This is a genomic window from Coprococcus sp. AF16-5 (assembly GCF_003479365.1).
Classification (GTDB): domain Bacteria; phylum Bacillota; class Clostridia; order Lachnospirales; family Lachnospiraceae; genus Coprococcus; species Coprococcus aceti.
The window spans coordinates 148,915-173,602 of the sequence record NZ_QUGZ01000002.1; the positions used below are offsets into that span (position 1 = coordinate 148,915).

At 44.9% G+C, this 24,688-nt stretch carries 24 protein-coding genes; 6 read left to right on the plus strand and 18 right to left on the minus strand.

Features of this window, described 5'->3' with window-relative positions; translation table 11 throughout:
* Nucleotides 1-18: 18 nt before the first annotated feature.
* From DWW70_RS05665 to DWW70_RS05715, 10 genes are all read right to left on the minus strand, one after another.
* Nucleotides 19-453, minus strand: a complete 435-nt coding sequence (locus DWW70_RS05665; protein ID WP_117549554.1) for a DUF6572 domain-containing protein — start codon at nt 451-453, stop codon at nt 19-21.
* 109 nt (nt 454-562) lie between these two features.
* Nucleotides 563-1,156, minus strand: a complete 594-nt coding sequence (locus tag DWW70_RS05675; protein ID WP_117875125.1) for a hypothetical protein — start codon at nt 1,154-1,156, stop codon at nt 563-565.
* Nucleotides 1,157-1,314: 158 nt separating this feature from the next.
* Complete coding sequence (locus tag DWW70_RS05680) at nt 1,315-1,908, minus strand: DUF6037 family protein (protein WP_243017683.1); 594 nt, start codon at nt 1,906-1,908, stop codon at nt 1,315-1,317.
* 190 nt (nt 1,909-2,098) lie between these two features.
* Nucleotides 2,099-3,775, minus strand: coding sequence for a recombinase family protein (locus DWW70_RS05685; protein WP_118649444.1), 1,677 nt, complete (start codon nt 3,773-3,775; stop codon nt 2,099-2,101).
* Nucleotides 3,762-4,007, minus strand: a complete 246-nt coding sequence (locus DWW70_RS05690; protein ID WP_117568913.1) for a helix-turn-helix domain-containing protein — start codon at nt 4,005-4,007, stop codon at nt 3,762-3,764. The genes DWW70_RS05685 and DWW70_RS05690 overlap by 14 nt, the downstream gene beginning before the upstream one ends.
* A gap of 88 nt (nt 4,008-4,095) precedes the next feature.
* Complete coding sequence (locus tag DWW70_RS05695) at nt 4,096-4,293, minus strand: hypothetical protein (RefSeq protein ID WP_117466784.1); 198 nt, start codon at nt 4,291-4,293, stop codon at nt 4,096-4,098.
* On the minus strand, nt 4,277-5,263 hold the full coding sequence (gene mobV / locus DWW70_RS05700; RefSeq protein WP_015537326.1) for a MobV family relaxase: 987 nt from the start codon (nt 5,261-5,263) through the stop codon (nt 4,277-4,279). Before mobV ends, DWW70_RS05695 begins: the two co-directional genes overlap by 17 nt.
* 2 nt (nt 5,264-5,265) lie before the next feature.
* A complete protein-coding gene (locus DWW70_RS05705) occupies nt 5,266-5,484 on the minus strand; it encodes a hypothetical protein (RefSeq protein WP_015534241.1) in 219 nt (72 codons plus the stop codon).
* 593 nt (nt 5,485-6,077) lie between these two features.
* Nucleotides 6,078-7,451 (minus strand): DNA primase family protein, encoded by a 1,374-nt coding sequence (locus tag DWW70_RS05710; RefSeq protein WP_118649445.1) that lies wholly within the window; start codon nt 7,449-7,451, stop codon nt 6,078-6,080.
* Nucleotides 7,426-8,046 (minus strand): CHC2 zinc finger domain-containing protein, encoded by a 621-nt coding sequence (locus tag DWW70_RS05715; RefSeq protein WP_015537325.1) that lies wholly within the window; start codon nt 8,044-8,046, stop codon nt 7,426-7,428. Before DWW70_RS05715 ends, DWW70_RS05710 begins: the two co-directional genes overlap by 26 nt.
* 233 nt (nt 8,047-8,279) lie before the next feature.
* On the opposite strand from DWW70_RS05715, the gene DWW70_RS05720 reads away from it, so the two are divergent.
* From DWW70_RS05720 to DWW70_RS05745, 6 genes are all read left to right on the plus strand, one after another.
* Nucleotides 8,280-9,119 (plus strand): helix-turn-helix domain-containing protein, encoded by an 840-nt coding sequence (locus DWW70_RS05720; RefSeq protein WP_118649446.1) that lies wholly within the window; start codon nt 8,280-8,282, stop codon nt 9,117-9,119.
* Nucleotides 9,100-9,762, plus strand: a complete 663-nt coding sequence (locus DWW70_RS05725) for a sigma-70 family RNA polymerase sigma factor (RefSeq protein ID WP_117466788.1) — start codon at nt 9,100-9,102, stop codon at nt 9,760-9,762. The genes DWW70_RS05720 and DWW70_RS05725 overlap by 20 nt, the downstream gene beginning before the upstream one ends.
* A 562-nt stretch (nt 9,763-10,324) precedes the next feature.
* Nucleotides 10,325-10,684 (plus strand): PadR family transcriptional regulator, encoded by a 360-nt coding sequence (locus DWW70_RS05730; protein WP_118496174.1) that lies wholly within the window; start codon nt 10,325-10,327, stop codon nt 10,682-10,684.
* A complete protein-coding gene (locus tag DWW70_RS05735) occupies nt 10,681-11,139 on the plus strand; it encodes a DUF1700 domain-containing protein (RefSeq protein WP_015537323.1) in 459 nt (152 codons plus the stop codon). Before DWW70_RS05730 ends, DWW70_RS05735 begins: the two co-directional genes overlap by 4 nt.
* Nucleotides 11,140-11,142: 3 nt before the next feature.
* Nucleotides 11,143-11,586, plus strand: a complete 444-nt coding sequence (locus tag DWW70_RS05740; protein WP_015534247.1) for a hypothetical protein — start codon at nt 11,143-11,145, stop codon at nt 11,584-11,586.
* A gap of 161 nt (nt 11,587-11,747) precedes the next feature.
* Entirely contained in the window at nt 11,748-12,032 is a 285-nt protein-coding gene (locus DWW70_RS05745) for a hypothetical protein (protein ID WP_015534248.1), read from the plus strand.
* Nucleotides 12,033-12,174: 142 nt separating this feature from the next.
* On the opposite strand, the gene rlmD is transcribed toward DWW70_RS05745, so the two are convergent.
* From rlmD to DWW70_RS05785, 8 genes are all read right to left on the minus strand, one after another.
* Nucleotides 12,175-13,827 carry a 23S rRNA (uracil(1939)-C(5))-methyltransferase RlmD gene (gene rlmD, locus DWW70_RS05750; RefSeq protein ID WP_118649447.1) on the minus strand — a complete coding sequence of 551 codons (1,653 nt, stop codon included), beginning with the start codon at nt 13,825-13,827 and terminating at the stop codon, nt 12,175-12,177.
* Nucleotides 13,828-13,868: 41 nt separating this feature from the next.
* On the minus strand, nt 13,869-16,925 hold the full coding sequence (locus DWW70_RS05755) for a helicase C-terminal domain-containing protein (RefSeq protein ID WP_118649448.1): 3,057 nt from the start codon (nt 16,923-16,925) through the stop codon (nt 13,869-13,871).
* Complete coding sequence (locus DWW70_RS05760; RefSeq protein ID WP_158576523.1) at nt 16,900-19,041, minus strand: phospholipase D-like domain-containing protein; 2,142 nt, start codon at nt 19,039-19,041, stop codon at nt 16,900-16,902. Before DWW70_RS05760 ends, DWW70_RS05755 begins: the two co-directional genes overlap by 26 nt.
* A 2-nt stretch (nt 19,042-19,043) precedes the next feature.
* The gene (locus tag DWW70_RS05765) at nt 19,044-20,429 is read right to left on the minus strand and encodes a hypothetical protein (RefSeq protein WP_117549687.1); all 1,386 of its coding nucleotides are present in this window, start codon (nt 20,427-20,429) and stop codon (nt 19,044-19,046) included.
* Nucleotides 20,430-20,609: 180 nt separating this feature from the next.
* Nucleotides 20,610-21,134, minus strand: coding sequence for a metallophosphoesterase family protein (locus tag DWW70_RS05770; protein WP_117549689.1), 525 nt, complete (start codon nt 21,132-21,134; stop codon nt 20,610-20,612).
* A gap of 61 nt (nt 21,135-21,195) precedes the next feature.
* Entirely contained in the window at nt 21,196-21,798 is a 603-nt protein-coding gene (locus DWW70_RS05775) for an XTP/dITP diphosphatase (protein ID WP_022217550.1), read from the minus strand.
* A 39-nt stretch (nt 21,799-21,837) separates the two neighbouring features.
* On the minus strand, nt 21,838-23,532 hold the full coding sequence (locus DWW70_RS05780) for a lectin like domain-containing protein (protein ID WP_117875115.1): 1,695 nt from the start codon (nt 23,530-23,532) through the stop codon (nt 21,838-21,840).
* Complete coding sequence (locus DWW70_RS05785; protein ID WP_117875113.1) at nt 23,529-24,686, minus strand: THUMP domain-containing class I SAM-dependent RNA methyltransferase; 1,158 nt, start codon at nt 24,684-24,686, stop codon at nt 23,529-23,531. The genes DWW70_RS05780 and DWW70_RS05785 overlap by 4 nt, the downstream gene beginning before the upstream one ends.
* Nucleotides 24,687-24,688: the final 2 nt, after the last annotated feature.

A 24,688-nucleotide genomic window follows, 5' to 3' on the forward strand; every position in this document is an offset into this window, starting at 1 on the left:
TGATTTAGCACCGTTTATCTATTTTGTTCCATGCTCCACAATCATCTCAACATTCTCAAATACATCGACAAACACCTGCTTTGCTCTTTCTAAAAGCTTACGGCATATCTCTGGTTCCTCAAACAAAAAACTAACACGCAGTTCTACGCTTTTAACATTTGGGTACTTTTCTTTATATTGTCCTGAATCTATGTACCAGATATAGGTATTGAGTTTATCTTGCAACAGCAATAAATGTCGATTCATATCTGACCAGTCCATTCCGTCTGTAAGAAGAAGTAACAAGCTGGAGGTGTCTTGTTCATATGCCAAGCCATCAATGGTATCTGTTTTTTCAATATTAAACTTATCATCGTTATTCTCTAACTCCATATCATCACCTATTTCCTTTATTGTATCCTCCGTATGCATTGATGTCGCATTTTTCGAATACACTTTTGATTTCCTGCTCATTTCCAGCCTCTACCAATTGCTCAAAATCCTTCGGCAGCGTCTTTCTCTTTGCTATAGTACCATTCTCCTTTCCGAATTCAGAACTATATCAAAATAGCTTTCATCATTTTTACTTAAATATAGATTCAATTCCTTTTAAATCATCTATTTTTATAATAGGAATAACAGCTTTATCGTAATTATCAAATCCATTGAACAAACTTATTAGTTCGTAACCTATCAACCTCAATTCACGAGCAATCACATTGCTTTGTAAAATATCATAATTGATTTCTTCATGAATCTCCTTCCCATTTAAACAGTAGTTTTGTAATTCTTCCTGATACATCCGATCCAATAAAGTCAAATCTAACTGTTTCTCACATCCAATATCGGATAATATACGATTAATCCCCTTCGTAAACTGCTCCATAGACACCTCACCATCCAAATGAAACAGGAACCCCCGATCAATTAATGCATCAACCCATGCATCATAGAACTCATTAAATGCATCTTCTGTATTATTTTCCATTAATAATCGATACTCAGGCAGAACTGTGATGTCATATCTTGAATTAGTGATAATCTCATTAAAAAACTTATACAAATTTATGTCAGTTGTCTCTTCTTCATAAACAATGTCATAGCCATCATAATCACAGGCAATATCAAATAAATCTTTCTTTTTTTTCGTACCATGTAATAACTTTAAAAAGCTCATGATCCATCCTCCGCTTAAACTAATATCTCTGCCTAACTGCTTCCTCGTATCTTTCAATGGGGCCCATTTGGTTCATTCCCGTCAAGTAGCGGCTTGTGCTCTAACTCTGTAGTCATCTTATTGCCTCCAAAACCACAAAAAAGTATATCTTTTCTAAATCACATTGTAATTATATCATTCAATTTTTTCAATTCTTCTTCATAGGCACAATCTGTCCAACAGGAACTAATATTTTTTCTTTTACATATTTCTGCCTTTGCATCTCCAAATGCGCTTCTCGTTTTTTCAAGATTTTTCTCTCGTACATTCTGCCCCGCTGCGTTCCTTCTCCAACCACAAAAATATACCTTAGCTTCTTCTTCAATTTTTCTTTTTTTAGAAGCAATTTTTAATGTCTCTTTATAATCTGGGCGCATCATAAATTCTTTAGGAATTCTTTTATTTAACGCTTCAAAAAAGTCTAGCGGAACAAATTTATGCGTTGGATCATATTTTATTTCAAGATAATCTACCAATTTTTTATAATCATCAATAAAACATTTGGCCTTATACCCTTTCTCTATTTCCAATTCAAATACCACCGGATATAATCCTAAAGTTGTCAAATACAAGCGGTATGGAATTATATCCGTCAAGAAAATACAACTAAAAATTTTTCCATTAAACCCAAATGGAAATGTTGCTCTCTCTTCTCCCTTTTTCATCATGTCTTTATGCAGGGTTCTTAATCCAGTAAATTCAAACATTTTCATCCAATCACCTTCGTTCTTATACCAATATCAATTTCATTATATCACTTTGGCGAAAAGTATCCTTTCGCCAAAATGTATATCTCCTGTTCCCCCAAGCCTATCCCCTGGGGTAAACCTCCACTTATATCATCACTCTACGGAAACAGAAACGCACATCTATTTTATTCCCCAAATGGCAAAATCCTTTGATTTATTGAGCTTTTCTCGACAGAAGGCAGACTGTTTCGACTATTGTTTCATTTTCCAAGGGCAATTCTTTCACTTCTGTTCCATTCACCGGGACAGGGAAGTTGAAGATAATCTTCCTAATCCAGTTGCCATCCGGCTGCTTTTCCGGGAATAACTCAATCCGCTCAATAAACGCCCGCATGAACTCCTTCCGCTCCACTTCGGAGGCTGCTTCATAGACCTGATCGAATGCCAGCAACAGGCGGTAGATATTATCACCCGAAATCTTCTCCTGCCGGATACTCCGTATCTGGCTTTGCACATCGTCAATCTGGACTTCAATCTCATCTATTGCGCCATATTGCTCGTCATATCGGCGCTGCAAATCAGAAATTTTCCGGTCATAATACGGGTCATTCACATCTAAACCGTCCATCTGCCGTTCCAGTCGGGCCTTTGTGCCTAATGTCTGCCGAAGCTGCGCCTGTAATGCTTCCAGCTGCTTCTCCAAATCGTTCGTATCGACAGCGGAGCCGATTTTCGCCTTGATTGCATCCGCAAACCGTGGGTCACTGACCATAGCAGAGATGATTGACGCTACCATGCGGTTCATTTCCATCTGCTCAATATTCAGCCGGAAGGTACACTCGTGGCCTGTTGGCGTCACCGTATTCTTGCAGTAATAGTAATAGCGGGTCTTTTTGTCCTTGCTGTGGGCTTTCGCAATATTCCCGTACAGGCTTTTGCCGCAGCAGGGGCATTTCAGAATACCGGACAAGATATGTGCGTGGGTAGGGTCATTGACTTTCTCACGCCGGTAAGCATTGATTTTCCGTTTTTCCTGCGCGAGGTTCCAATCTTCTTCTGAAATGATAGCCTCATGCTTCCCCTCGTACACAGGGAACTCCGATTGCTCAACTACGTGCATCTCATTCCGTGTGCCGATCTTCTTCTCTGTCCGGCGTCTGCCATAGGCGATTTTTCCCATATATACCGGATTATCAATGATACTCTTCACAAAGCTGGCAGAAAAACCGGGAATGGTGCCGTTCTGCCTTAACTTCTTCACAAAGCCCTGCCGGTTCAGATATTTTGCCACGCCACTGACACCATCGTTGGTGTGAATATAGCGGTCAAAGATGGTGCGGATCACGTCCACTTCATCCTCAGCAATCAACAGTTCGCCTTTTTCAAGGCGGTATCCATAAGGGGCAAAGCCACCGTTCCATTTTCCTTCACGGGCTTTCTGCTCCCGTCCGGCCATCGTCTGTGTCCGAATATTTTCACGCTCTATCTCTGCCACCGCAGAAAGGACAGAAATCATCAGCTTGCCGGAATCTTTGGAACTGTCAATGCCGTCTTCCACACAAATCAGATTGACACCGAAATCCTGCATCAGCTGCAAGGAATTCAGAACGTCAGCGGCATTCCTGCCAAACCGGGACAGCTTGAACACCAGCACATATTCCACACCGTCTTTGCAGTCCTGAATGTCTTGCAGCATCCGCTGAAATTCGTGCCTGCCCTGAATATTCTTGCCGGAAAAGCCTTCATCAGAATATTCACCAGCCACTACCATATCTTCGTATTCAGCGTATTTCCGCAGTTTGTCTCGCTGAGCATCCAGACTATATCCGTCCACCTGCATGGATGTAGATACCCGTGTGTAGAGATAACATTTTGTTTTAGTTTTCTTCATGCAGGCCGCCCCTTTCTTCCAGCTCTAAACATTCATCCGTTACTTTCTTCTTCGCCAGACCTTCATTCTGAATGTAGTACTCCAACAAACGGAGTACATATTCCGGCGCATGGCGGTTATCCAGTTCCCATTCTGTCACAGTCCGATAGGGAATCTGAAAATATTTACAAAATTCCTTGCGATTCATGCCAGTGCTTTCCCGCAATTCTTTTATTTTGGTTTTGCAGTCCATTTCATTTACCCCATAAAGCAAAAATACACGTTGCGTATTTATTATAGCATACGCCAAACAAATACGCAACGTGTAAATTTAATTTATATCAAGCGGCTTTGTCAAATTCCTGATACACAGGAACGGGTTGCTTTCCTGATGCCGCAGACTGTGTACGGCCATCCTTCTCAGTCTCCTGCATCTGCCCCAACAGCTGTGGCCCGTACTTCTGCAACAGCCGCGCCATCACATCAACACAGCGGTCAAATGCCGCATTATATTTCGGATCATCATAAACTTTGCTCAATAGGCCGCTCCTTTCCTCTATGGCTGCTCTGCGCATAGATGTTCAAAACTTCTGCCGGTATCTGTTCCAAAATCGCCACGGCACTGTCATAGTCGCGCCGCAGCTTGAGGTCTTCGATCTGCTTTAGGGTGCTGACCTTCTGCGCCGATGCAAGAGATTCTTCCAGTTCGGCATTTTTCGTTTTCAACTTTTTGTTTTCGGATGCTGTTTTCGTGAAGGCTACGCCATATTTCCGCAGCAGTGTGTCCATCTTCTCCACGCTGGGAATATAGGTATCCAGAATCTTGCAGATTTCCTCCGCCCGGCTTTTGGCGTTAAAGGGATTGATTCCAGTGAGCAGATCCTCCAGTTTGCTTTTCTGTTTGGTCAGTCTGGTCATCTCCTTAAATACGCGGGGCGGGATATGGTCGCGCCCGGTCAGGCTGGCGCTCTCGCCACGCTCCAAATCTGGAAACTTCTTGACCATGTGTTTCCAAAACTCATCCTGCCACCAGGTCAGCTTCTTTTTATTGCCCATGATGTCTTTGGCGCTGAGCCTGCCATCCTCCGTCAAAGGGACAAAACAAAGGTGCATATGGGGCGTTTTCTCGTCCATATGCACCACGGCGGATATAATTGTCTCTTTGGACTGATGCTGTTCCAAAAAGTGCAGAGCTTCCTCGAAAAATACCCGAATTTCCGCCCGTTTCTTTCCCTTAAAGAACTCCGGGCTGGCTGTGAACAGCGTCTCGATCATACGGATACTGTCTTTCCGGGTACGGCATCCGGCAGCGGCAATTTGCCTCTCTGACTCGGCCCGGTACTTGCCGGGCGGTTTGACCAGATGGAAGTTGTACTTGCTTCGGCTGGTATCCACATCGGGATTACTGGCGTACTTTTCCTTTGTGCGCTCGTTATGGGCCTCGATATTGCCGATTTCAGGCCCCTTATATTTGGCAAATCGCATAATCGCGTATTGTGCTTTTTCCATACTCAATCCCTCCGTTTCTGCCAGACAATGTCATATCCCAGCACGTCAGCCAACTCCACGGCCTCCCGATACCGCAGCGATTCCCGCTGCAATTTTCCGGAAAGATTGGATACGCTGTCGCTCCACCCATACTCATCGTGCAGCTGGTCAACGACTTCCTGCATGGTGTAACCGGCGCGGATGATCTGCGCCTTGATTTCGTTTCGGATACTTGACTTCATAAAATATATTCCTCCATTTTCGCAAGTGAAGCCCTTTGTCACTTGATAGATAAAACATGATTTTCGGTTGCGTCATAAAAAGAACCGGCTACGCTGGGGAGCGCACCGGCTTTGGTCAATGGTGAAATTTGTGCAAATGCTGTTTTGCGATAGAAATGATTCCCTGCGTATCGTTGGTCAACGGCGGAATATTCGACTTCACAGAAATGCGGGACTTTTCACTGTTCGGGCTGTATTGTCACAAAATGCTGTAATCTGTACGTCGTTCCGTGAGCCGCCATCCGGCGAACTGTATACGGATAAAAGAGAAACATTTCGCTGTTTTGAGATTGCTCTAAAATATGCCTGCAAAATCACCGCTTTTACTGACCGCTTCAGGTGTGGTCAAAATGACCACACCTACTTCACAGCACAAAAGCGCGAAGAATTTCACGGTTCTGGTGGTGGACAAAATATCCATAACCACTTTTACACATCAAAATAGGTGTACCCAAAATGGGCACGACCACTTTATCCAAATGAAGCGCCTCTACAATATATGAGGTAACAGGGTCAATCGCTGCGTACATACGTACCGGCGACCAGATCGGAAATCAATCCCGCCAGTCTTCCGGTACGTACGTACACTGTGAAGCGTCCGTAAACTCGTTTATATGCGGCCTTGCCACTGCCTCGATCCCCATAAAGCCCCATACCCGGCGTCCTGCCGAATTGGTAATCGTGTTGCAGTGTTCCAGATTGTACTTACCGCAGGCTGCCACCAGCGCATCGCTGAAGCTGCGGCGTTTGAGTGCAGTCAGGCTATTTTCCTCGCACCACATCCGGTAAATGTCGTAGCAATCCTTTGAACTGATGGACGCATCCGCTTTCAGCCGGATATAGCCCTCGGATTCCAGAAAATCAAACACGTTATTGTTGTCCCGCTTGACGGCCTCCCGGTTCTCTTTGGTGCGCTGGCTCTCGGTGAACTTGAAGTTGTTCGCTACCAACCGCTGCAATCCCGCAAAAGCCCACAGCAGAATGCCCTCCACCTCGGCCTTCATCTTCTCTGCCAGGTCGGGATCATCCACACGGTCGGCAGGTTTCTCTTTGGCGGTCAGCACCAACTGCCGCCGATAAAAGCCATCACTGCGGTCAAAGAGAGCCTGCAAGTCGCCATTGCTGAATGCCAGCAGCCGGGCGCACATCCATCCCTGATAGCTCTGCTTGCCTTTACGCTCCAAATCCATTTTACCCTGTGCGGTGACGATGGATTTGGCATAGTTGGTCTGCCGCAGGGCCTCCATCCGCATATCATCATCGACACACAGCAGAATGTGTTCCAGATCAGCGCGGGCAAAACGGTTCTCGGAAATTTTGCCGATGCTGCCGTCCTTCATGTTGCTGCCGAACAGGGCGGACAGCACCGCGCCGATCTGGCTCTTACCCTCGCCGCCATTGCCCTTAATGACCATCATGCGCTGTCCCTTGTTGCTGGGGATCAGGCAGTAGCCGATATATTCCTGCAAAGTGGGAATGTCCTCCGGGTAAAGAAGCCCATCCAGAAAAGCCAGCCAGCGGGTCGGCGTGGGCGCATCGGGATTATAGGCCACCGGCAGGCGGCAACGCACGATGTCCGGTTTTCCCTCCGTAAAGGAGCCATCCAGAAACAACGTGCCGTTTGCCAGATGAATGCGGTCAGCCTCCGGCGGGAAATCCTCTACCAGCGCCGCCAGCTTCATCAGCTCCACGATATTGCTGATTTTGCGGGGGATATTGCTGACCGCACAGCATTTCAGTTCCTCAAAAATTTCTCCACGCAGTGGCAGCTCATCGGTCACGCGGCCATCAGGCGTGAAAAAAGCCCCGTTTGTGTAGATGATTTTGTGTCTGCCGAGAAAATCATCACAAAACAGGGCTTCATTGATACTCTTGCCGTCAAACCAGATGGGCTGGTTGGCCTCACGCGATTGCTCGTTCTTCGCCACGGTGCTGCACCTCCTTTTCCAGACGTCTGAGCCGCTGCTCCAGCGCGGTGATAGTGCCGTCCTTCAGCAGCATATCCACCGCTTTCACACGCTGCTTCAGTTCCGCAAACATGAGAACGTCCAACAAATCATTTACATACTCGATCATATGACAGGCTTCCACAAAGCGGTCATCCAGTTCATCCTCCGGCGATTGCGGGGCATATTCGACCTTCCAGCGTTCCAGCAGATGCAGATAATCGCAGAGCACCCGCTGGCAGTGTATCTCATCGTTGCGGAAAGCCCGCGCCAGCGGATAGGGCTTTTTCAAAGCCATCGCTGCCGGGGGCTTGTCCGGGTCGATGCCAAAGTCATAGGCCAGCTTCTTTGCGGCCTCGTAGCTGCTCAGGCCGAACAGCCGCGCCACAAAATCGATCACATCCCCGGTAGCCCCGCAGCCAAAGCAATAGAAATAATCCCTGTTCAGCTTCATGCTGGGATGCCGGTCATCGTGGAAGGGGCAGCAGATCATATCGCCCCGGTTGACCTTACAGCCGTAGTATTCGGCGGCCTGCTTCACGGTGACAGCGGATTTTACAGTTTCAAATAAATTCATAGGCTTTGTCCTCCATTATTTATTGACGGTATCTGCCCGTCTGCCTGAATATACGGGGAAAAAGCCTATAAACCGAAAAATCCGCTAAAAGTGCAAGAAATGAAAAAACGCCGCCCTGAAATCTTGCAAAAATGCAAGACCTCAGAGCGGCGAAGCCAGCGGAAAGCATTTGCCCGCGCTGGTTTTATCAGGTATAATGGATAAAGAGAGTTTTCAGAAGAGAGGTGCGTCACATGGAGGGAGCCTATCTGCCCGGCAATATCCGGCAGCGGATGCAGGAGCTTATGAAGGAACATAAAATTACCCAGGCACAGCTGGCGACCCGCATCGGCAGCACCGAGAGCGCCATCAGCCGGTTTGTCAGCGGTAAGACTGATAAGATCAGCACAGAACATTTGCTCCGCATTGCGAAAGTGTTTGAAGTCTCCACAGATTTCCTGCTGGGGGAAGTCAACACGCCCGACCGGACAAATTTTGATATTGAAGAACTGGGCCTGTCGGTGCAGGCGGCGCGGAATCTGTACACCGGAAAAGCCAATGCAGAGATCGTCAACCGCCTTTTGGAAAGCCCTCGCTTTGCAGAAGTCACCTATATGATTGAGCAATATTTTGACGATACGCTGGCCGCCGGTTTCGCCGGACAGAACCAGATGCTTACTACTCTCAGCGCCATGCTGCGCCGAAGCAATAAAACAGACGCTGCGGTGCAGGCGGCCAGAACTGTCAACCGGCAGAAAGTTCCCGTATATCAGGCAGACCTGACGATGATACAGAACACATTTATGGCGGCGCTGCGGGAAGTGAAGAAAGAGATCGGCAACGATTTCACAGCAGCGCAGTCCTTGACCAAGGGCATCACTCAGCAGATGTTTACCGAACTCACCAAAGGGGCGGATGTTCATACTCCGACCATCACGCCCGAAATGATTTCCGCCGCCGTCACCCAGAGCGCAGCGGGGATGGACGGTGTGCAAAAGGAAGCATTAGACAAGTTCGGTCAGGCGCTGACGGAATTTCTCCAATCCACCTTAGACCACGCGCAGGAGAAGCAAAATGCCGACCCGGAGCAATGAGCAGCTGTGCAGACTGGCACAGAAAGGGGATACGGCTGCCCGTGACATTCTGCTGGAAAAGAATCTGGGATTCATCCGAAAAATTGCGCTGGAGCAATACCGAAACATGGGGCTGGATGAAAATGATATTGGAATTGATTTGGATGATTTGATGCAGGAGGGAAGTATCGGCCTGCTGAACGCGATCCCTTTGTTTGATGCCGGACGGGGCATGAAATTTCTGACCTATGCAGCACCGGCGCTCCGCAACGCCATGACGGACTGCATCCGCGCCGCCCTCGGTTTATTTGAGCAACGGATGGTGGATAAGAAAGACGGCCCCGGCTTCCAGAGAGTATATCTGGATGACGTTCTCTCAGAGGATGAACGGATGCTGCGGATCGAAGCCATAGCCGACCCTCACACCCAAACGCCGGAGCAAATCTATATCCAAAAAGAGCAGCTGATAGAATTGTATGCGGCGCTGGACAAGCTGACAGCCAGAGAGCAGACCTATCTGCTGTACCGCTATGGCTTTACCGATGGAATCGAGCACCCACTGATCGGCGCGGCGCTCCATTTCCATCTCAGCGAGAGCTGGACAAAGAAGGTGGAGGGCGAGGCGATGGACAGCCTGCGCGGAAAGCTGCCGTGGTGGTTCTGATACGATGGGAAGCAGCGGCTGACGGGGGCTTTGATATACCTTTGTTCCGCAAATGACACGGCTGACAGACAGTGCTTGCCCGCACCGCCTGCCAGCCTTTTTCTGTCGCTTATGCTGCCCCGCAAGGGGCAACCTTTCCCGCCAGAACGCCGCAACTGTGGCCACACTTTTCAGGGTGTGCTACAATTCCGGCTGCCATCTGCTCCACAAAGGTATAACACACTAGACTTTCCTACGGAAAATCGTGTGCCACGAAACCGCCGGTTTCTTTGGATTCTTCCGGTCAAAGGGGAACACTATCCCCTCTGAACACCCCAGACAAAGGAGAACGCTGTTCCCTTTTGGAATCCCCTTGCCAATAGGGATGCTACCGCCCTATTGAATGATTTAGATAAAAAACAAAATAAAGCATAGTTCGCCAGCACACCGCTATTCTGTCATTACCTTACACAGACATCTTGTAACTTTTTCGTTAATCCTATTGACTCTGATACTTCGGAAGAGATATAATATATTTGCTACTTAGCGAGCCTAAATAGCAAAGCTAAAGAGAGGCGACGATATGAATAACAAATATGTCCAGCAATTCAAAAAAGGCTCTCTGGAAATGATACTTTTATGCCTAATCGGACGCAAGGAGACTTATGGATATGAAATTATAACTAAATTGAACAATAGTGCGTCTGTTTTGGGATATGCGAAAGAGGGAACCATTTACCCCATTTTGTATCGTTTGCAGGAAGCAGAACTAATCAAATGCCGATTGGCTCCGGCTGCGGCAAATGGCGGCTCAAAAAAGTATTATTCTTTAACGGATAAAGGCAGGAATGTACTTGATGAACTAATCTTATTTTGGTCAAGCTATGAAAACTGCGTAAACGGCTTTATAGAAAGTTATCAACAAGCGAGGGTATCCAAATGAAAGAACAATATATCAAACAGGTTGAAAAGGAACTATCTTTACCACGCAAAATGAAAAAAGAGGTTGTACGTGACTTGAATGAAGTTTTTGCGTCTGCTATGGAGCATGGAGAAACAGAGCAGCAGATTATCCAGCGTTTGGGGACGCCAAAAGAATTTGCAGACAGCACCGCAGAACAGTTTGGCATTGATAACACCAAATCGAAAAAAAGGAACGGTATCATTTCTACTCTTGCTGCGCTTGTTATCGCGGCTGCTGCCTTTTCGGTATATGCTGTTACACAATCAGGAAAAGTACCAGAAGGAGCAATCGGACAAGCCGACGCGACAACAAATATACAGATTGAGGGCGCGTTTGCCTTTGATATTTCGCAAATCCTTTTGGCTATTGGGTTTGCAGCAACAGCTATTGCTCTTTTGTTAATTATCCGAACCATACACAAAAACAGGAGGTAACCAATGAAGAAATATATTTCTGTATTCACAATCATGATTATGATTTTTTTGGCTGCGTGTTCTAATCAAAATACCTCATCTACACCGACAAGCAATGAGAACAATACGCAATCTAATAGTGTTACAAAATTGGACGAGGGTGTTTGGCCTGAGAATGAGTACACAGAGGGGCTTCCTGTTGCGCCTGGTACGGTTGCATGGGCTACACTTGATACAGAACATGAGAATTGTAATATCAACCTTACCGGTATTAGCGAAAACGACTATAACGAGTATATGGAGCTTTTGAACCAAGAAGGCTTTTCCGTAATTGAAAATGTGTCAGAGGAAATCGAGGGAGAAAACTATGTTTCTATCGGGACACTTTTATCAAACGACGAAAAGTGGTTAAGTATCAGCTACATACCCAATAGTCTAACTATCTACATTTCCTTTGACAATAACTGAAAGAGATCACGGAATAGCAAAGCCAGCCGAGCCAGTCAACGGTCAAGATGAACGGCGCAAGCGCCGCCGTTGACAGCCCCGCCCGCCTTTGCAGATAGGCAATCAAGGGGCGACAGCAAGGAGTGCTGCCGCCCACAGTATTATCAGAGAGGGAGAATTCTATGAGAAATCGGATTGTAAAAGTGACAGAAGTTGTAGTCAGAAGCGCTTTTTACATCATCTCAAACTATGTATTTGTTAGCATGGGACTATCATTTCATACTCAATGGATTTCAATTCTATTTTTGCTTTCAATGGTATGGTCTACTATTGATTACGGAAAGTCCATAAATGAAATAATCGAAAAAAAGGTAATTGCTGAAATACTATGTATATGTTGCATTGCACTGAGTATAGCGATGGCATATTTTGTGGGATATATTCAAGGAGCATTCGTTTCCCTCTGAAAATACAGGGCCACAACTTTCCGCTTAATATATCAGCATGGAACAAGTTATCAAAAAGTCATGAATGCTCGTAGCTCACCGGCCCGGCCAGCAAAAGCAGTAAATCTGAAATTGATTTACTGCTTTTTTGCTCAATAGACTCTTAAATCATCTGAAAATATTTCAACGCATCCCTGATCGCCGCTTCCTTCTCCGGCGGACATTTTGGCACTTTGGCATCTTCCTTCTTTGACAGGTTATAATTTTGCCCCACATCCAGCCCGCACTTGCGCTTTATCTGTGAGATGTACAGGGAAGATACCTTCAAACCGGTATGCTCCAACACATACGCCTTGATCTGCTCATAAGTCGCGCCCTTCTGGAAGCCGGACATATCCATATCTTCCAGCGAGAACTCCACCCGCACCTTCTTCGAGTCGATTTCTCCCTTGGAAAGCAAAACAACAGTCTCTACATGAACAGTACCCGGAAATTGATCGACAGCGCATGCCTTAGTCACGAAATATCCGTTCTCCTGCAGAGTCACCAGATCCCTGGCAAGTGAGGTAGGCTTGCAGCTGATGTACACAAGCTCCTTCACACCATAGTTGATGATCTTCGTCAAAGCTTTAGGATTGATTCCATCACGAGGCGGATCAAGAACTATGAAATCCGGCTTCTCCTCTATGTCATCTATGACCTTAAGAACATCCCCCGCAATAAACTCACAGTTGTCAAGGCCATTGAGCCCGGCATTCACACGGGCAGCCTCCACAGCTTCCTCGACTATCTCCACACCGATGACCTTCTTTGCGACAGGCGCAAGAAGCTGGGCTATCGTTCCGGTTCCGCTGTAGAGGTCGAATATGACGGCATCCTTTGTGTCACCCACATATGAACGCGCTTTGTCATAGAGCCTTTCTGCACTCTTTGTATTTGTCTGGAAGAACGAGAACGGCGATATCTTGAACTGAAGTCCGAGGACCGTCTCATATATATACTCTGTTCCGTATAGCAGATTTGTCCTGTCACTGATGACCGCATCCGCCATGGAGTCATTCTCCGTGTGGAGGATTCCTGCGATTTTTCCCTCAAGCGGCAGCTCCAACAGCCCCTTCACGTATGCATCAAGGTCGAGAGCCGCCAGATTCTGGGTGGTTGTCACCAGATTCACCAGCAGATCGCCATTTGTCGCCGAACGTCTGATAACCAGATGGCGCAGAAGCCCCTCGTGCTGCATCTTTTTGTAATATGGGAGTCCCGCCTCCTTGCAGAACTGGACAGTATATTTCACTATCTTGTTCAGATCATCATTTACTATATAGCAGTCATCCATCTGTACGATGTCGTACGTGCTGTTCTTCTTGTGAAGTCCCAGTGCCAGCGGACCATCCTTGTACTCATCGCCAAATGAGAACTCCATCTTGTTCCTGTATCCCTTTGTCACAGGAGATGCAATTATCCCCTGCCACTCATAAGGATGAGCCTCACCATCGATCACACCGTCAAGAAGCCCTTTGACAAGCTCCTCCTTCACCTTCAGCTGATTCTCATAGCTGAGCGTCTGGTAGCTGCAACCACCGCACATACCAAAATGCGAACAAACCGGTGAAGCATCCTCAAGCTCCGATTTCTCAAGGACCTCAAGGAGCCTTCCGTCCGCCTTGCCCTTCTTCAGCTTGGTTATACGGCAGCTCACCTTCTGTCCTTTTATCGCACCCTTAACTGTTACTTTTCTGTCATCCATATGAAAGCTTCCCTTGTTTGGGAACTCATATGTGTTTATCACACCTTCAACTATATCGTGTTTCTTCATATCATTTTACCTGTCCTTTTCTATCAGTCTCTATCGTCATCTTAATTCTGCAACCGCTCATTGTACGGAGAGAAATCTACATATAACTCCTGCACATCTGCCTCTTTTTTGTTGACCATAAGTCTCTCCAGCAGTTCGTCTGCATCCGCCTGTCCAATAACAGATCTGTACAACTGAAGCAGCTTGAGCATATTATGATACTTCTCCATCATAGATGAGTTGTAGAAATACGGCACCAGTCTTTTTATTCCAGCCACCTCAAGCTTATTTCCATCTCTTTTTCTGGCAACAAGCCAGTGTGGTATAATGCCACAATTTAATTTCTGATTGCCTTCTTCGCACAACGAAGCCTTTGCAGCCTCAAATGCATTATCCAGAAGCTTTGTTATATCATCAGTGCATATCCTGGTCTCCTCTTTATTGCCATACCATTCCATAACAGCCTTTCTCACCGCAAGACAATTATACCTGTTTATTCTGCCTTCTCTCTGTTCAAAATCAGTAGGATTGGCTGGAATAGACAAATGTACTATTCGATCCGCATAATTATGGAAATCCAGTCCCTCCTGACCTATAGAGGTCGTAGCAAATACAAATGGCGCAAATGGCGAGTTAAACGCAGCCTGAAGATTGGATATACTACTCACTTTATCGTCGTCATTACTGCTTCCTATACATCGCGCATAATATGTCTCTACGCGACTTTCCGCCCTTTTCTGCTCATTGCCTGTCCTGGATATCTGAAGTCTGCCATCTTTTGTATGTTCATACAATGTAATATTGATTTTGGTTGCCTTATGTACATTATGGCAATCTGACAAGAATGCCGTGTTCCCTATATATTTCAGCTCTTGCAATACATACTGAAGCTTTCCTTCTTCACAGTAATCCTTTATAGACTGTCTGAGACTATCCACATCCATCTGTAAAGTGCCTCCACTGTCCCTAAGGGCAAAACCTTCTTTATTCCTTTTTATCGGCAGTCCCATCTCAGACCACACGGCAAACATACCTGACTCTGATGTCGTAAATATCTTTTCAACCGTTTTTATACCTTCATCACCACTATTACCCCGCTCCGGATTTTCTTCGAAACCAGCCACCAGGCCCAGTATTTGTTCTAATATTTGTTCTAGTATGTCCTTTGCACTTTCCTGAAAATCCTGAAGTTCTTTCTCCGTAATACTCTTATCCTGTTCCTGTTTCAATATCCACCAGATAAGTCTCCGTGTCACTTCTCGGCTGATAAGCCATGCCATAGCTCTCGGTACAACAACTCTGTCTGAGAACATAACGGTCTTGCCAAAGTTTTTGTGCTCTGCAAATGCACCTTTAAGCTCTTTCCAACCGACCACAGAAGGAACCCACAGAAGTCTGGCTGCTCCTGGATGATTCAGAAGTACATCCTCCCTTGTCATGCCATTATACTTACCAGATTTCAGCATAGAATCGATATCCAGAGATTCTATGTCCAGAATATACTCCAACACCTTCTCATAAACTCCATGCCATTCCCCTAGTGTTTTGGACATATCTTTAAAATCATCTTCAAGAATATAACATTTTGAATTATTTTTATATCTTATTTTTCCAGCGCCAACATCTTCATCAAAATTGCGTTTAATTTTATAGCCATCATCGCCGCCGGCCTGTTTGTTCCCTCGATTCATGAACGAGAGAACATATGGGATTCTCTCAGCATATGCTGTCGCTGTACCTGTACCTATATGATACCTGCCATTGCCTGTATCATATTCAACAAGCTCATTCGTATAATCAAGAAGGGCTTTAATCCCACCACATCCGATTTCCTGTTTATCAGTATCTTCAGCGTCTGTGCAGTCTTCTCTCAATTCACGTAGCACATTGATTCTCTCCATTCTGGTAAACACTGATCCCATCTGCCTCTCAAAGGCGTTTTTCTTTTCCAGAACATTTTCCTTGCTTTCTCTGTCCGATCGTGAATATTTTTCAAGTGCAGTCTTATAAGCCTCAAGGGAACTTGAAATTACAGACATACCATTTGTTCCCCCTCCTTTTTCAAGGAAGCGGCACACATCATATATACTTGCATTTTCCGTGCCTGCTGTATCGGTATCCGTCTCATCCTGATCTGCATTTTTACTCATATACATCCTAAATGGAGTTGCAGACAACATCAGAACATATGGATTTCTGTCTTCCCCATCAGACTCCTGTTCCAGAACCTTTCTTATGATACTTTCCTCATCATCTGAAGCCTGACCTATGATCTCCTTGAAATTTTGGAATTCATCCATAATAACCAGCCCGCAGTCCAGCCAGTCCATCGTGATCTCCGCAAAGCCTTTCCTTACGATCTGCCAGGTATTATAAAAGTTTTCTATTTCATATTCATCACCATTACGGCTATCCCTGATAATATTACATGCTTTATTAAACTCTTCATCACACTTACACTTGGTCATGTACAGACCCATCATCTTTTCAAAATCTTCATTTCCCCGACTTGCTTCTGCTGAAATAATTTCATCATCAGAAAAAGCCCGTATCAGTCTATACAGATATTCTCTCTCTTCTACCTTGCCCCGTCCCTTTATATCGATAGATGTCCTTTGTGTCATTGGCAATATTCTAAGTCTGGTCTTCAATGCATTGACTCTGCCCAAAGATTCATATGTGTGATCATTTCCATATACCTTATAATAATCTTGAAGTACCGCTTGAAATTCCACTTCATATTTAGATGAATTGAACTCTTTCCCCGAAAGACAACTGGCACGATTCGTCCACCCCTCGTCTTCATTTTTACCAAGTCCGAGTTTTTCCTCATTCTGCTTGGCGATATTCGTGTTGGAACATATATAAATAACATTAAAATAATAATAATCCGCTTCGTTTTTTATCTGTTCTCCAGACTTGCCGGCAATTTCCTGCTCAAGGAGTTTACACATAAGGCACCTGATGACGCCCCTCGCAATAATAGTCTTTCCAAGGCCCACCTCATCTGCAAGAAGAAATCTTCCGCTGGTACACTCTCCCATATAACTGTCAACGATCCTTCTTATAGCACGTTTCTGATAATCTGTATATTCAATTTCTGTCTTTTCTTTGCCCATAATATCCAATTTCCCCTTTTAAGCATTCGAATTGCGCCATCATATTTTCGACCAGCTTTTTATCCATACATGCAATTTCTGCCTGTTCCTCCTGTGACATACCTTTATTTCGAAGCGCATGCACTTCGTATATGGACTTCACACGATTCTTATACCCTGTTAGAACTGAATCCAGGCTTCTCTTCTCGTTTATACATCTTTGAATCAGCTCTTCTAACGTAGGAATACAATTTCTTATATAGCACTCATACTCCTTAACGCCCAGCCGTTTCCCAGAATCATCAGAGTCATTCTCCGGCTTATCTATACTGCTGTCTTTATAATTTCTGCTGCTTAACAAACCTGCTATTTTCTCATATATCAATATTCTCTGCACATCTAACAGATTATCTGCCGCGTCTGTCTCGTCTCCATCATTATCATTGGTCTGAGCACACCAGCATATATGTATGTTTGCCCGAGCGTATTCTTTGTTCTTATATTCAAGTGTCAGGATAAACTGCTGCCCTGCTTTTCTCCTGTTAAGTCCTGACCAGGATATATCAGTCTCCAGAACATCAGAATTGGGATCTTCCGATATCTCATCAGCAAATGTGATTTTTAGCAGATTCTCACTTCTTTCCGGATAATCGACAGGACATATCTTTACGGATATATGATCGTATTCAGCACTTTCATCCCTCACGAATTTATTTTCTTCTGGGATATTTCGCTTTGCTATAGATTTTTCAAAAGTAGTCAGGCCCTCATTGATCGAAGTGATCAGCTCACCGACATTATCCTTCTCTTGCGCCGTCGCAATCCCGGTCCTGCAAACGGTCAGCGTATAATTATCACTTTGGCTGAATTTCACAGCATACATCTGGCTTATCTGTAGTGCCAATTTTCTAAACTCACTATCTATATCGAGTTCATACTCTTCAGACTCAGTGCCTTGGGGTCTTTTTCTATATGTATACAGTCTATAATCTTCTTGAAAAACTGTCTTTATATAGTCATACCGCTGTTCCGTTATATCTTGAAGCTTCACCACCAGTTCTCTGTTATTTCCAAATGCTCTGTTGGAAAAATTCAGTGATCCCACATAAACCCATTGATCTTTATCTGACAGATATGCCTTAAAATGTGAACTTGATGGTTTTCTGTTTACCTGATTCTCCTCTATCTCATACACAAAGAACTGGCGGCTGTCAGTTTTGTCATCATCCTCCACTATCTGCTTTTCAGCACAACGTTCATACCCCAGCTTTGTCAGTTCATTTTCCATAGTATATATGTTAGTTTTCTTTGGGCATTCTCTCAGAAAACTTTCTGATAAAAACGGTGAAAAAATGTGATCTGCCCCTTTTAGCATATCTTTGAATTCTGTACCTGGGAAAGCTTCCCCAAATGCTGTGATCTCCGGGAGCTCATCCTTTTTAAAGTAATATGAGTCCACAGCAAGATTCTCTATTACCTCGCCTATATTACGGTTGTCGATATATGGACTATCCGATCTGCCGTTTTCTCTTTCATATCCAAGCAATCTATCTATCGCACCTGATATATCAGCTTTTGTGCCTTTCAGTTTTACATATTTGTCCCTGTCTGTTTCAGGCACGTCCTGTTCTCTGTACGCCTCAAGCTCCATACATGCAGCAAATTCCTTGTTGTGTGAATTCACCAGATTCATACTGCCTATAATCAATCGGAACAATGTATCTGCCCCCTCGGCCGTCTTATCTTTTTTCTCAAACTTCACCAGATACATTTTGGGATGGAAACTGTGATCGCGCTCTCCAAGCGAAATCGTGTAATACGCCATAAATCGTCTTGTATACTGATACATCGTGGAGGCCGAGCTTTTGTCATAGCCATTATTACATACAAATCCTATGTGTTTCTCCATCCATTTCATGTCCTCGATACCTTTATCGAACAGCATCTTCAACCGCTCTGTGATCGACAGACTTGTACCACTGTCCATACCCTTTGCCGGTATATCCCTCATATATAACAGTGCCGACAACAATGCTTTTGCATCAATACTATATGTGCACAGCAATGCGCCCGTGGTTTCATATCCCTTTGGTGGACGAAGCTTGTCCAATAAGTATATATCCTCTATATTTTCCATATTTACTCCCATTTTATATAATTATAAAACAATTCTGATATATAATAGCTTACACACATGGTTATGGTTCCCGGATATCTGTTTTGACTTTCTGTAGGACGATACTCCCACCTGAATGTGTCTATATAATCCTCTGTGTCTTCTATATTTCTTAGATTAGTGCCTAATTTTGACGCAGCCCCCTGCACGTGTTTCTCTCTTTCCTCCACGATACTGGCAATTTTCTCTATATCACTTGTATTTATGTCTTTCTCCAATTCTATGGTTAATTTATTAATAAAATCCCAGCATTCACCTAAATCCCCGTCTTCCCCCTGACTGATAAAACTTTTACAATCTTCATATTTCTTTTTCCAGTAATTTTCTATTTTTTCTTCTTTTATTTCAGTGCTAATCTCGAAATATACTGCAATCTCAGATCTGATTTTTTCTTCATATGATTTACGTTTATCGTCATCTCTGCTGAACAGCAGCCATTTATAACTGAGCTTGGCAATATACTGGATAATAGAATATATCTGGGACTGGCGAAGATATTCATACATATAAAATCCATTATCTTTCCCTACTATACTCTCGCCATACTTGTCATACTTGTCAATTTTTTCAAATTCATAAAGATACTTACTCTTTGGTTTTATTTTTAACTCTTCAAGTAAATCTTCAAGTTTTTCATATTTGAATTTACCCTCTTTACCTTCTTTATATAATTTTGATACAGAATCTTCCCTTAGTACATCTTTTTTATTTGATACAGGTGCTAGGAAACTGGCGATAATATTTGATGTATATGAATATCTGCATATTCTATCATCATCCGGCATCAACACCCGCCTTATATAATCCAGTTTCTCTATTTCATCCAGTTTCCCCGGGCTATAGATATAGTCCTTTTCATAATCTGTAAGATCCTCTACATCTGAGCCAACTTCAACATTATCTATCACATTTTTCACAAATTTATATCGGTCTGTTTCTTTCAGTATGTCCAATAAGCATACACCATTTATCGAATACTTTTCGTCCAGATAATGCAGCATCTTCATCTTATTCTTATATTTCTTGTAAGCGCGATCCTTTGCATCATCAAAGAATCCCTTTCCTTTGCACTCCTCACGATGTTTTTCAACTATATGATGACTGATCATTCTTTCATAATAATCAACATCATCCTCTGATCCTTTTTCTTTAAGTACATGATATATGGCATTGAGATAATATATATATACAAGGTTAGGCATAAGTGTCGTACACTCTGGAAACAGTATCTCCGAGATCCTGTTATTCATCGGTCTGAGCCCCAGAACATCCTTGTTATTTGCCTCCTTAAAAAAATTGCTTATTCCCCTATCACCTTTCCCATACAAACTGCAAAAGCCAAACTCCACAAGTATCCCCCTTCCCATACTCAAAAATGCCGGACACCTACATCACAATGAAGTGCCCGGCACCAATTATACTACCTTTATATCTGCTCTATCCCCACAGATCCTCAAAAAACTTCTTCCTCTTCTTCTCCTCCGGTATGGAACATCAGCCATTTAAAGCTACCTTCGGCAGGGCTGATGCTACATGTCAAATTTTCTTCGAAAACTTGACACATTCGACTCTACCCTCGGCAGCTCATTCTGCGCAAAAAACGGCGTTCCGTGCTGGTCAAAATCAAGCAGCATATACGTTCCAATCCGGTTGTCCCTCGGCAGAGCCAGACTTCCCGGATTCACTATATATGAACCCTTGTAGCTCGTCAGGTCACGGCGGTGGGTGTGTCCATACATTACGAAGTCATATCCTTCCGTGTCGATAAGCTCCTCCAGATATGAAATACCGCTGTTCACACCATACCTGTGTCCATGCGTTATAAATGCCCTCTTATCTCCGATGTTGAATTCGTCATATATCGGGAGCTCCGGGTTGTAATCGCAGTTGCCCCTCACCATGTGGATCTCACAGTCAAACAGATCATGTATCAGCTTTTCATCTCCCTCAACATCTCCGAGATGTATCAGCATTTCCACGTCGCCAACTATATCGTGTATCTGTTTTAAGCAGCTACTCTTGCCATGAGTGTCACTTATTATCAGTACTTTCATCTATTCCTCCTAACGAGAATCCATCGATCCCACTGATCATTAACTGATTTATTCCTGATTCTCACTTACTCTCCCTGTGCGCTCTGATGACGTTCTTCATCAGTCTCAGTGCATTTCCCCTGTGACTGATCTTGTTCTTCTCCTCAGGATCAAGCTCCGCAGTGGTCTTGCCCAGCTCTGGAAGGTAAAATATAGGGTCATACCCGAAACCGTTCTCGCCGCGCTCCTCGTAGCCTATGATTCCCTCTATGGTTCCGCGCTCTGTGTACTCGCTTCCATCCGGGAACACTGCTGCTATAGCGCATACAAATCTTGCTGTCCTCTCAGGATCTGGAACCCCGGCCAGCTTGTCTATTATGTACTGGTTCTTTATCCTGTACGATGTGTCCTCGCCTAGGAATCTCGCGCTGTATATGCCAGGCGCCTTGTCCATATAGTCGACCTCAAGTCCTGAGTCATCCGCAAGCACCAGGCATCCGCTCTCCTTGCTGATGGCTCTCGCCTTGATCAGAGCATTCTCCTCAAATGTCTGTCCGTCCTCCACTATGTCTATATCGATCCCAGCCTCTTTCATGGACTGTATCTCAAATCCGAGGTCAGCAAGTATCATTCGGACCTCCTTCATCTTTCCTTCATTTCCCGTTGCAAATATCAGCTTATCCATAATAGTTCTCCTTTCCCACAGCTTACATACACTTCCTGTTTATTCTGTCTTATCCGTAAATGCCTTGAGGCAGACGTTACATTTTCTCTCTTTTTCCGCACTGTACCACTGATTTCCATACAGACTTATATAGCCTTCTCCATCGGAGATGTCAAAGCTGTCGGTCATGGAATCCGCATCATACTCTATGGCTATCGGGTATTTGCTGCCCGGCGTGGTTATATGTACTATGACCGCAAATTTCTTTTCATCCGGGAGCTTGACCACATCATCCAGGTTGACCGTGTAGTATCCTGCGTACTCCATCTCGCCTGACGCGACAAGCTTCTTATTTGCCAGATCGTCAGTGTCCTCAAAATTTGTAGCCACATATACTTCATATGTCGTCTTTGCATCAGTAGCATAGAATGACACAGCCTCGAGCTCCTCGCTCTTGCCTGCCGTGTAAACATTTGCAAAATAGGCATCCTCCTGGTCAAATCCAAGAACTCCTACCCAGCCCAGCTTGTCCGACTGGTATATCTTATCGTAGTTGTCTGCACCCTCAAGTCTGGTGTACACAACACTGGTCTCGCAAATATGCGCATCATAGTATGATATATAGAAATATCCATCCTCGCCAAATTCGGTTCCCCAACTGTTCTTACAGATAAAAGCACCATCTTTCTTCGGCGCCTTGTTAAAGTTGTTCTTGCTGTAATTGTCATCCCATCCTACTATTACCACATCGTGGTTGATTCCCTCTGAACCATCATAATAGTACGCATGAGTCTCCTCGTTGTAATACTCCGAGCTACTGTCGGCATCTATCATATCGCTGTATATCGCAGTCTCCACACCGCCCTTGGTGTACACTGCCTCTTTCACAGCCTTCAGATTCTTGTCGTCAATTATCTCCGCCTCCTGCAAATGCTTCACGGCCTTAAGCTTGGAGTTCGTCTTGTCATCCCCGTACGGATCATCCTTCTCGAGAACCGGTCCCTTCCAGGATGCAAGATATGCAATACTCATCCTGTACTGGCCACCCTCAAACTGTTCAACGCCAAATCCGTTGTTCATGGTCATGTTATCCACAGAGAACTGCAGCTTTTCATCCGGCATAAGAGTTGTCTCAAGCGCAGCCAGCGACGCAAATGCCCAGCATGTTCCCGAGTCTCCCTGGTCTCTGACCTCTGTGACCCTGCCCTCTTTTCTCATGTCGTAGGCGGCCGGCAGCTTACTGTCCTCACCGACCTTCTGCAGGGATACACGGCCTGTGTCATAATTGTACTCACATGTATAGTCAAGCGTGTCCGCTATATACTCTATAGGGACAAATGTCTCGTCATCCTTCTTTATCGGCGCATCCGCGATCTTCACGTCCTTGCCGTCCAGCTCTGCATCCTGGGAATCAAGCACCAGTCTGGCGACTCCTTCATTCCTCTTGATCACGATACTGCCATTCACATACTCTATGTATGTGCACTTCATCTTATCCTTGAGCATCTTCAGCGGCATCATAAGGTGAAGATTATTGCTTACATACGGCTTGTACTCGTCCTCTTCCACCTCACTGCCATTTACATACAGTGTGAGTCCCGCTTCATTGTAATCGCCCGCAAGCTTCTCAGACATGCCGGAAACTGCGTGTTGATCCTCCTCGTTCTTCTCCAGACGTCCCGACGGCTCCTTTGTTCCGTAATACGCCAGAGCACCTATGGCAAGGATCAGAATTATATATACAAATTTCTTCAAGCTTCTTCTCTCCTTCGTTTAGGCGGCTTTGGTCCCATAAACTGATAGAAATATGATTTTATCATTCCGTTGTATATCTTGCGGTTTCTGTCAGCCTTTCTGCCGATATACTTCTCCGCATCCGTATACGATGTGATGAGGAACATTGACCAGTCATCAAGATTCCTATAGCTCTCGCCGATGGTCCTGTACAACTCAGGCAGAGCCTCCTTCTCCTCAAGTCTCTCTCCGTAAGGTGGATTTGTGATTATAAATCCATACTTCTTCGGATTTCTCAGATCCTTCACATCCCTCTGCTGAAAATGGATGTGCTGCTCCACTCCTGCTGCCCTGGCATTCTCCATGGCACACTTCACCATATCGCCATCCAGATCATATCCCTGTATGTTCATCTTCACATCGCGGTCTATGAGATCATGAGCCTCATCCACCGCATTGTACCATATCTTCTTGTCACAGATCTTGGACCACTCCTGGGCCGTGAACTCCCTGTCCATTCCCGGTGCGATGTGTGCGCCTATCATGGCCGCCTCTATCGGAAATGTTCCACTTCCGCAGAACGGATCTACAAGGACTCTGTCGCTGTGCCACGGCGTGAGCATGATCAGCGCGGACGCCAGCGTCTCCGATATAGGAGCCTTTCCAACCAGCTTTCTGTATCCCCTCTTGTGAAGTGACACACCTGACGTGTCAAGTGCTATGGTCACTATATCCTTGAATATAAATACTCTCACCGGATAGCTTGCACCATCCTCCGTGAACCATGACACTCTGTATGTCTGCTTCAATCTCTCAACCATAGCCTTCTTGACTATGGACTGTATATCCGATGGACTGAAGAGTGCACTCTTGTTTGATGTCGCCTTGGACACCCAGAATTTTGCATCCCTTGTCAGATACTTCTCCCAGGCGATGGCCTTTGTTCCCTCGAACAGCTCGTCAAATGTGGCGGCCTTGAAGCTGCCACATTTAAGCATGATACGCTCGGCTGTCCTTATAAAAATATTTGCCCTTGCAATCGCACTCTCGTCTCCGGCAAATGTGATCCTTCCGTCCTCCACCTGGACTATCTCGTATCCAAGATCAAGTATTTCTTTTTTCAGTACCGACTCCAGTCCAAAATGACATGGAGCTATAAGTTCTACTCTACTCATTT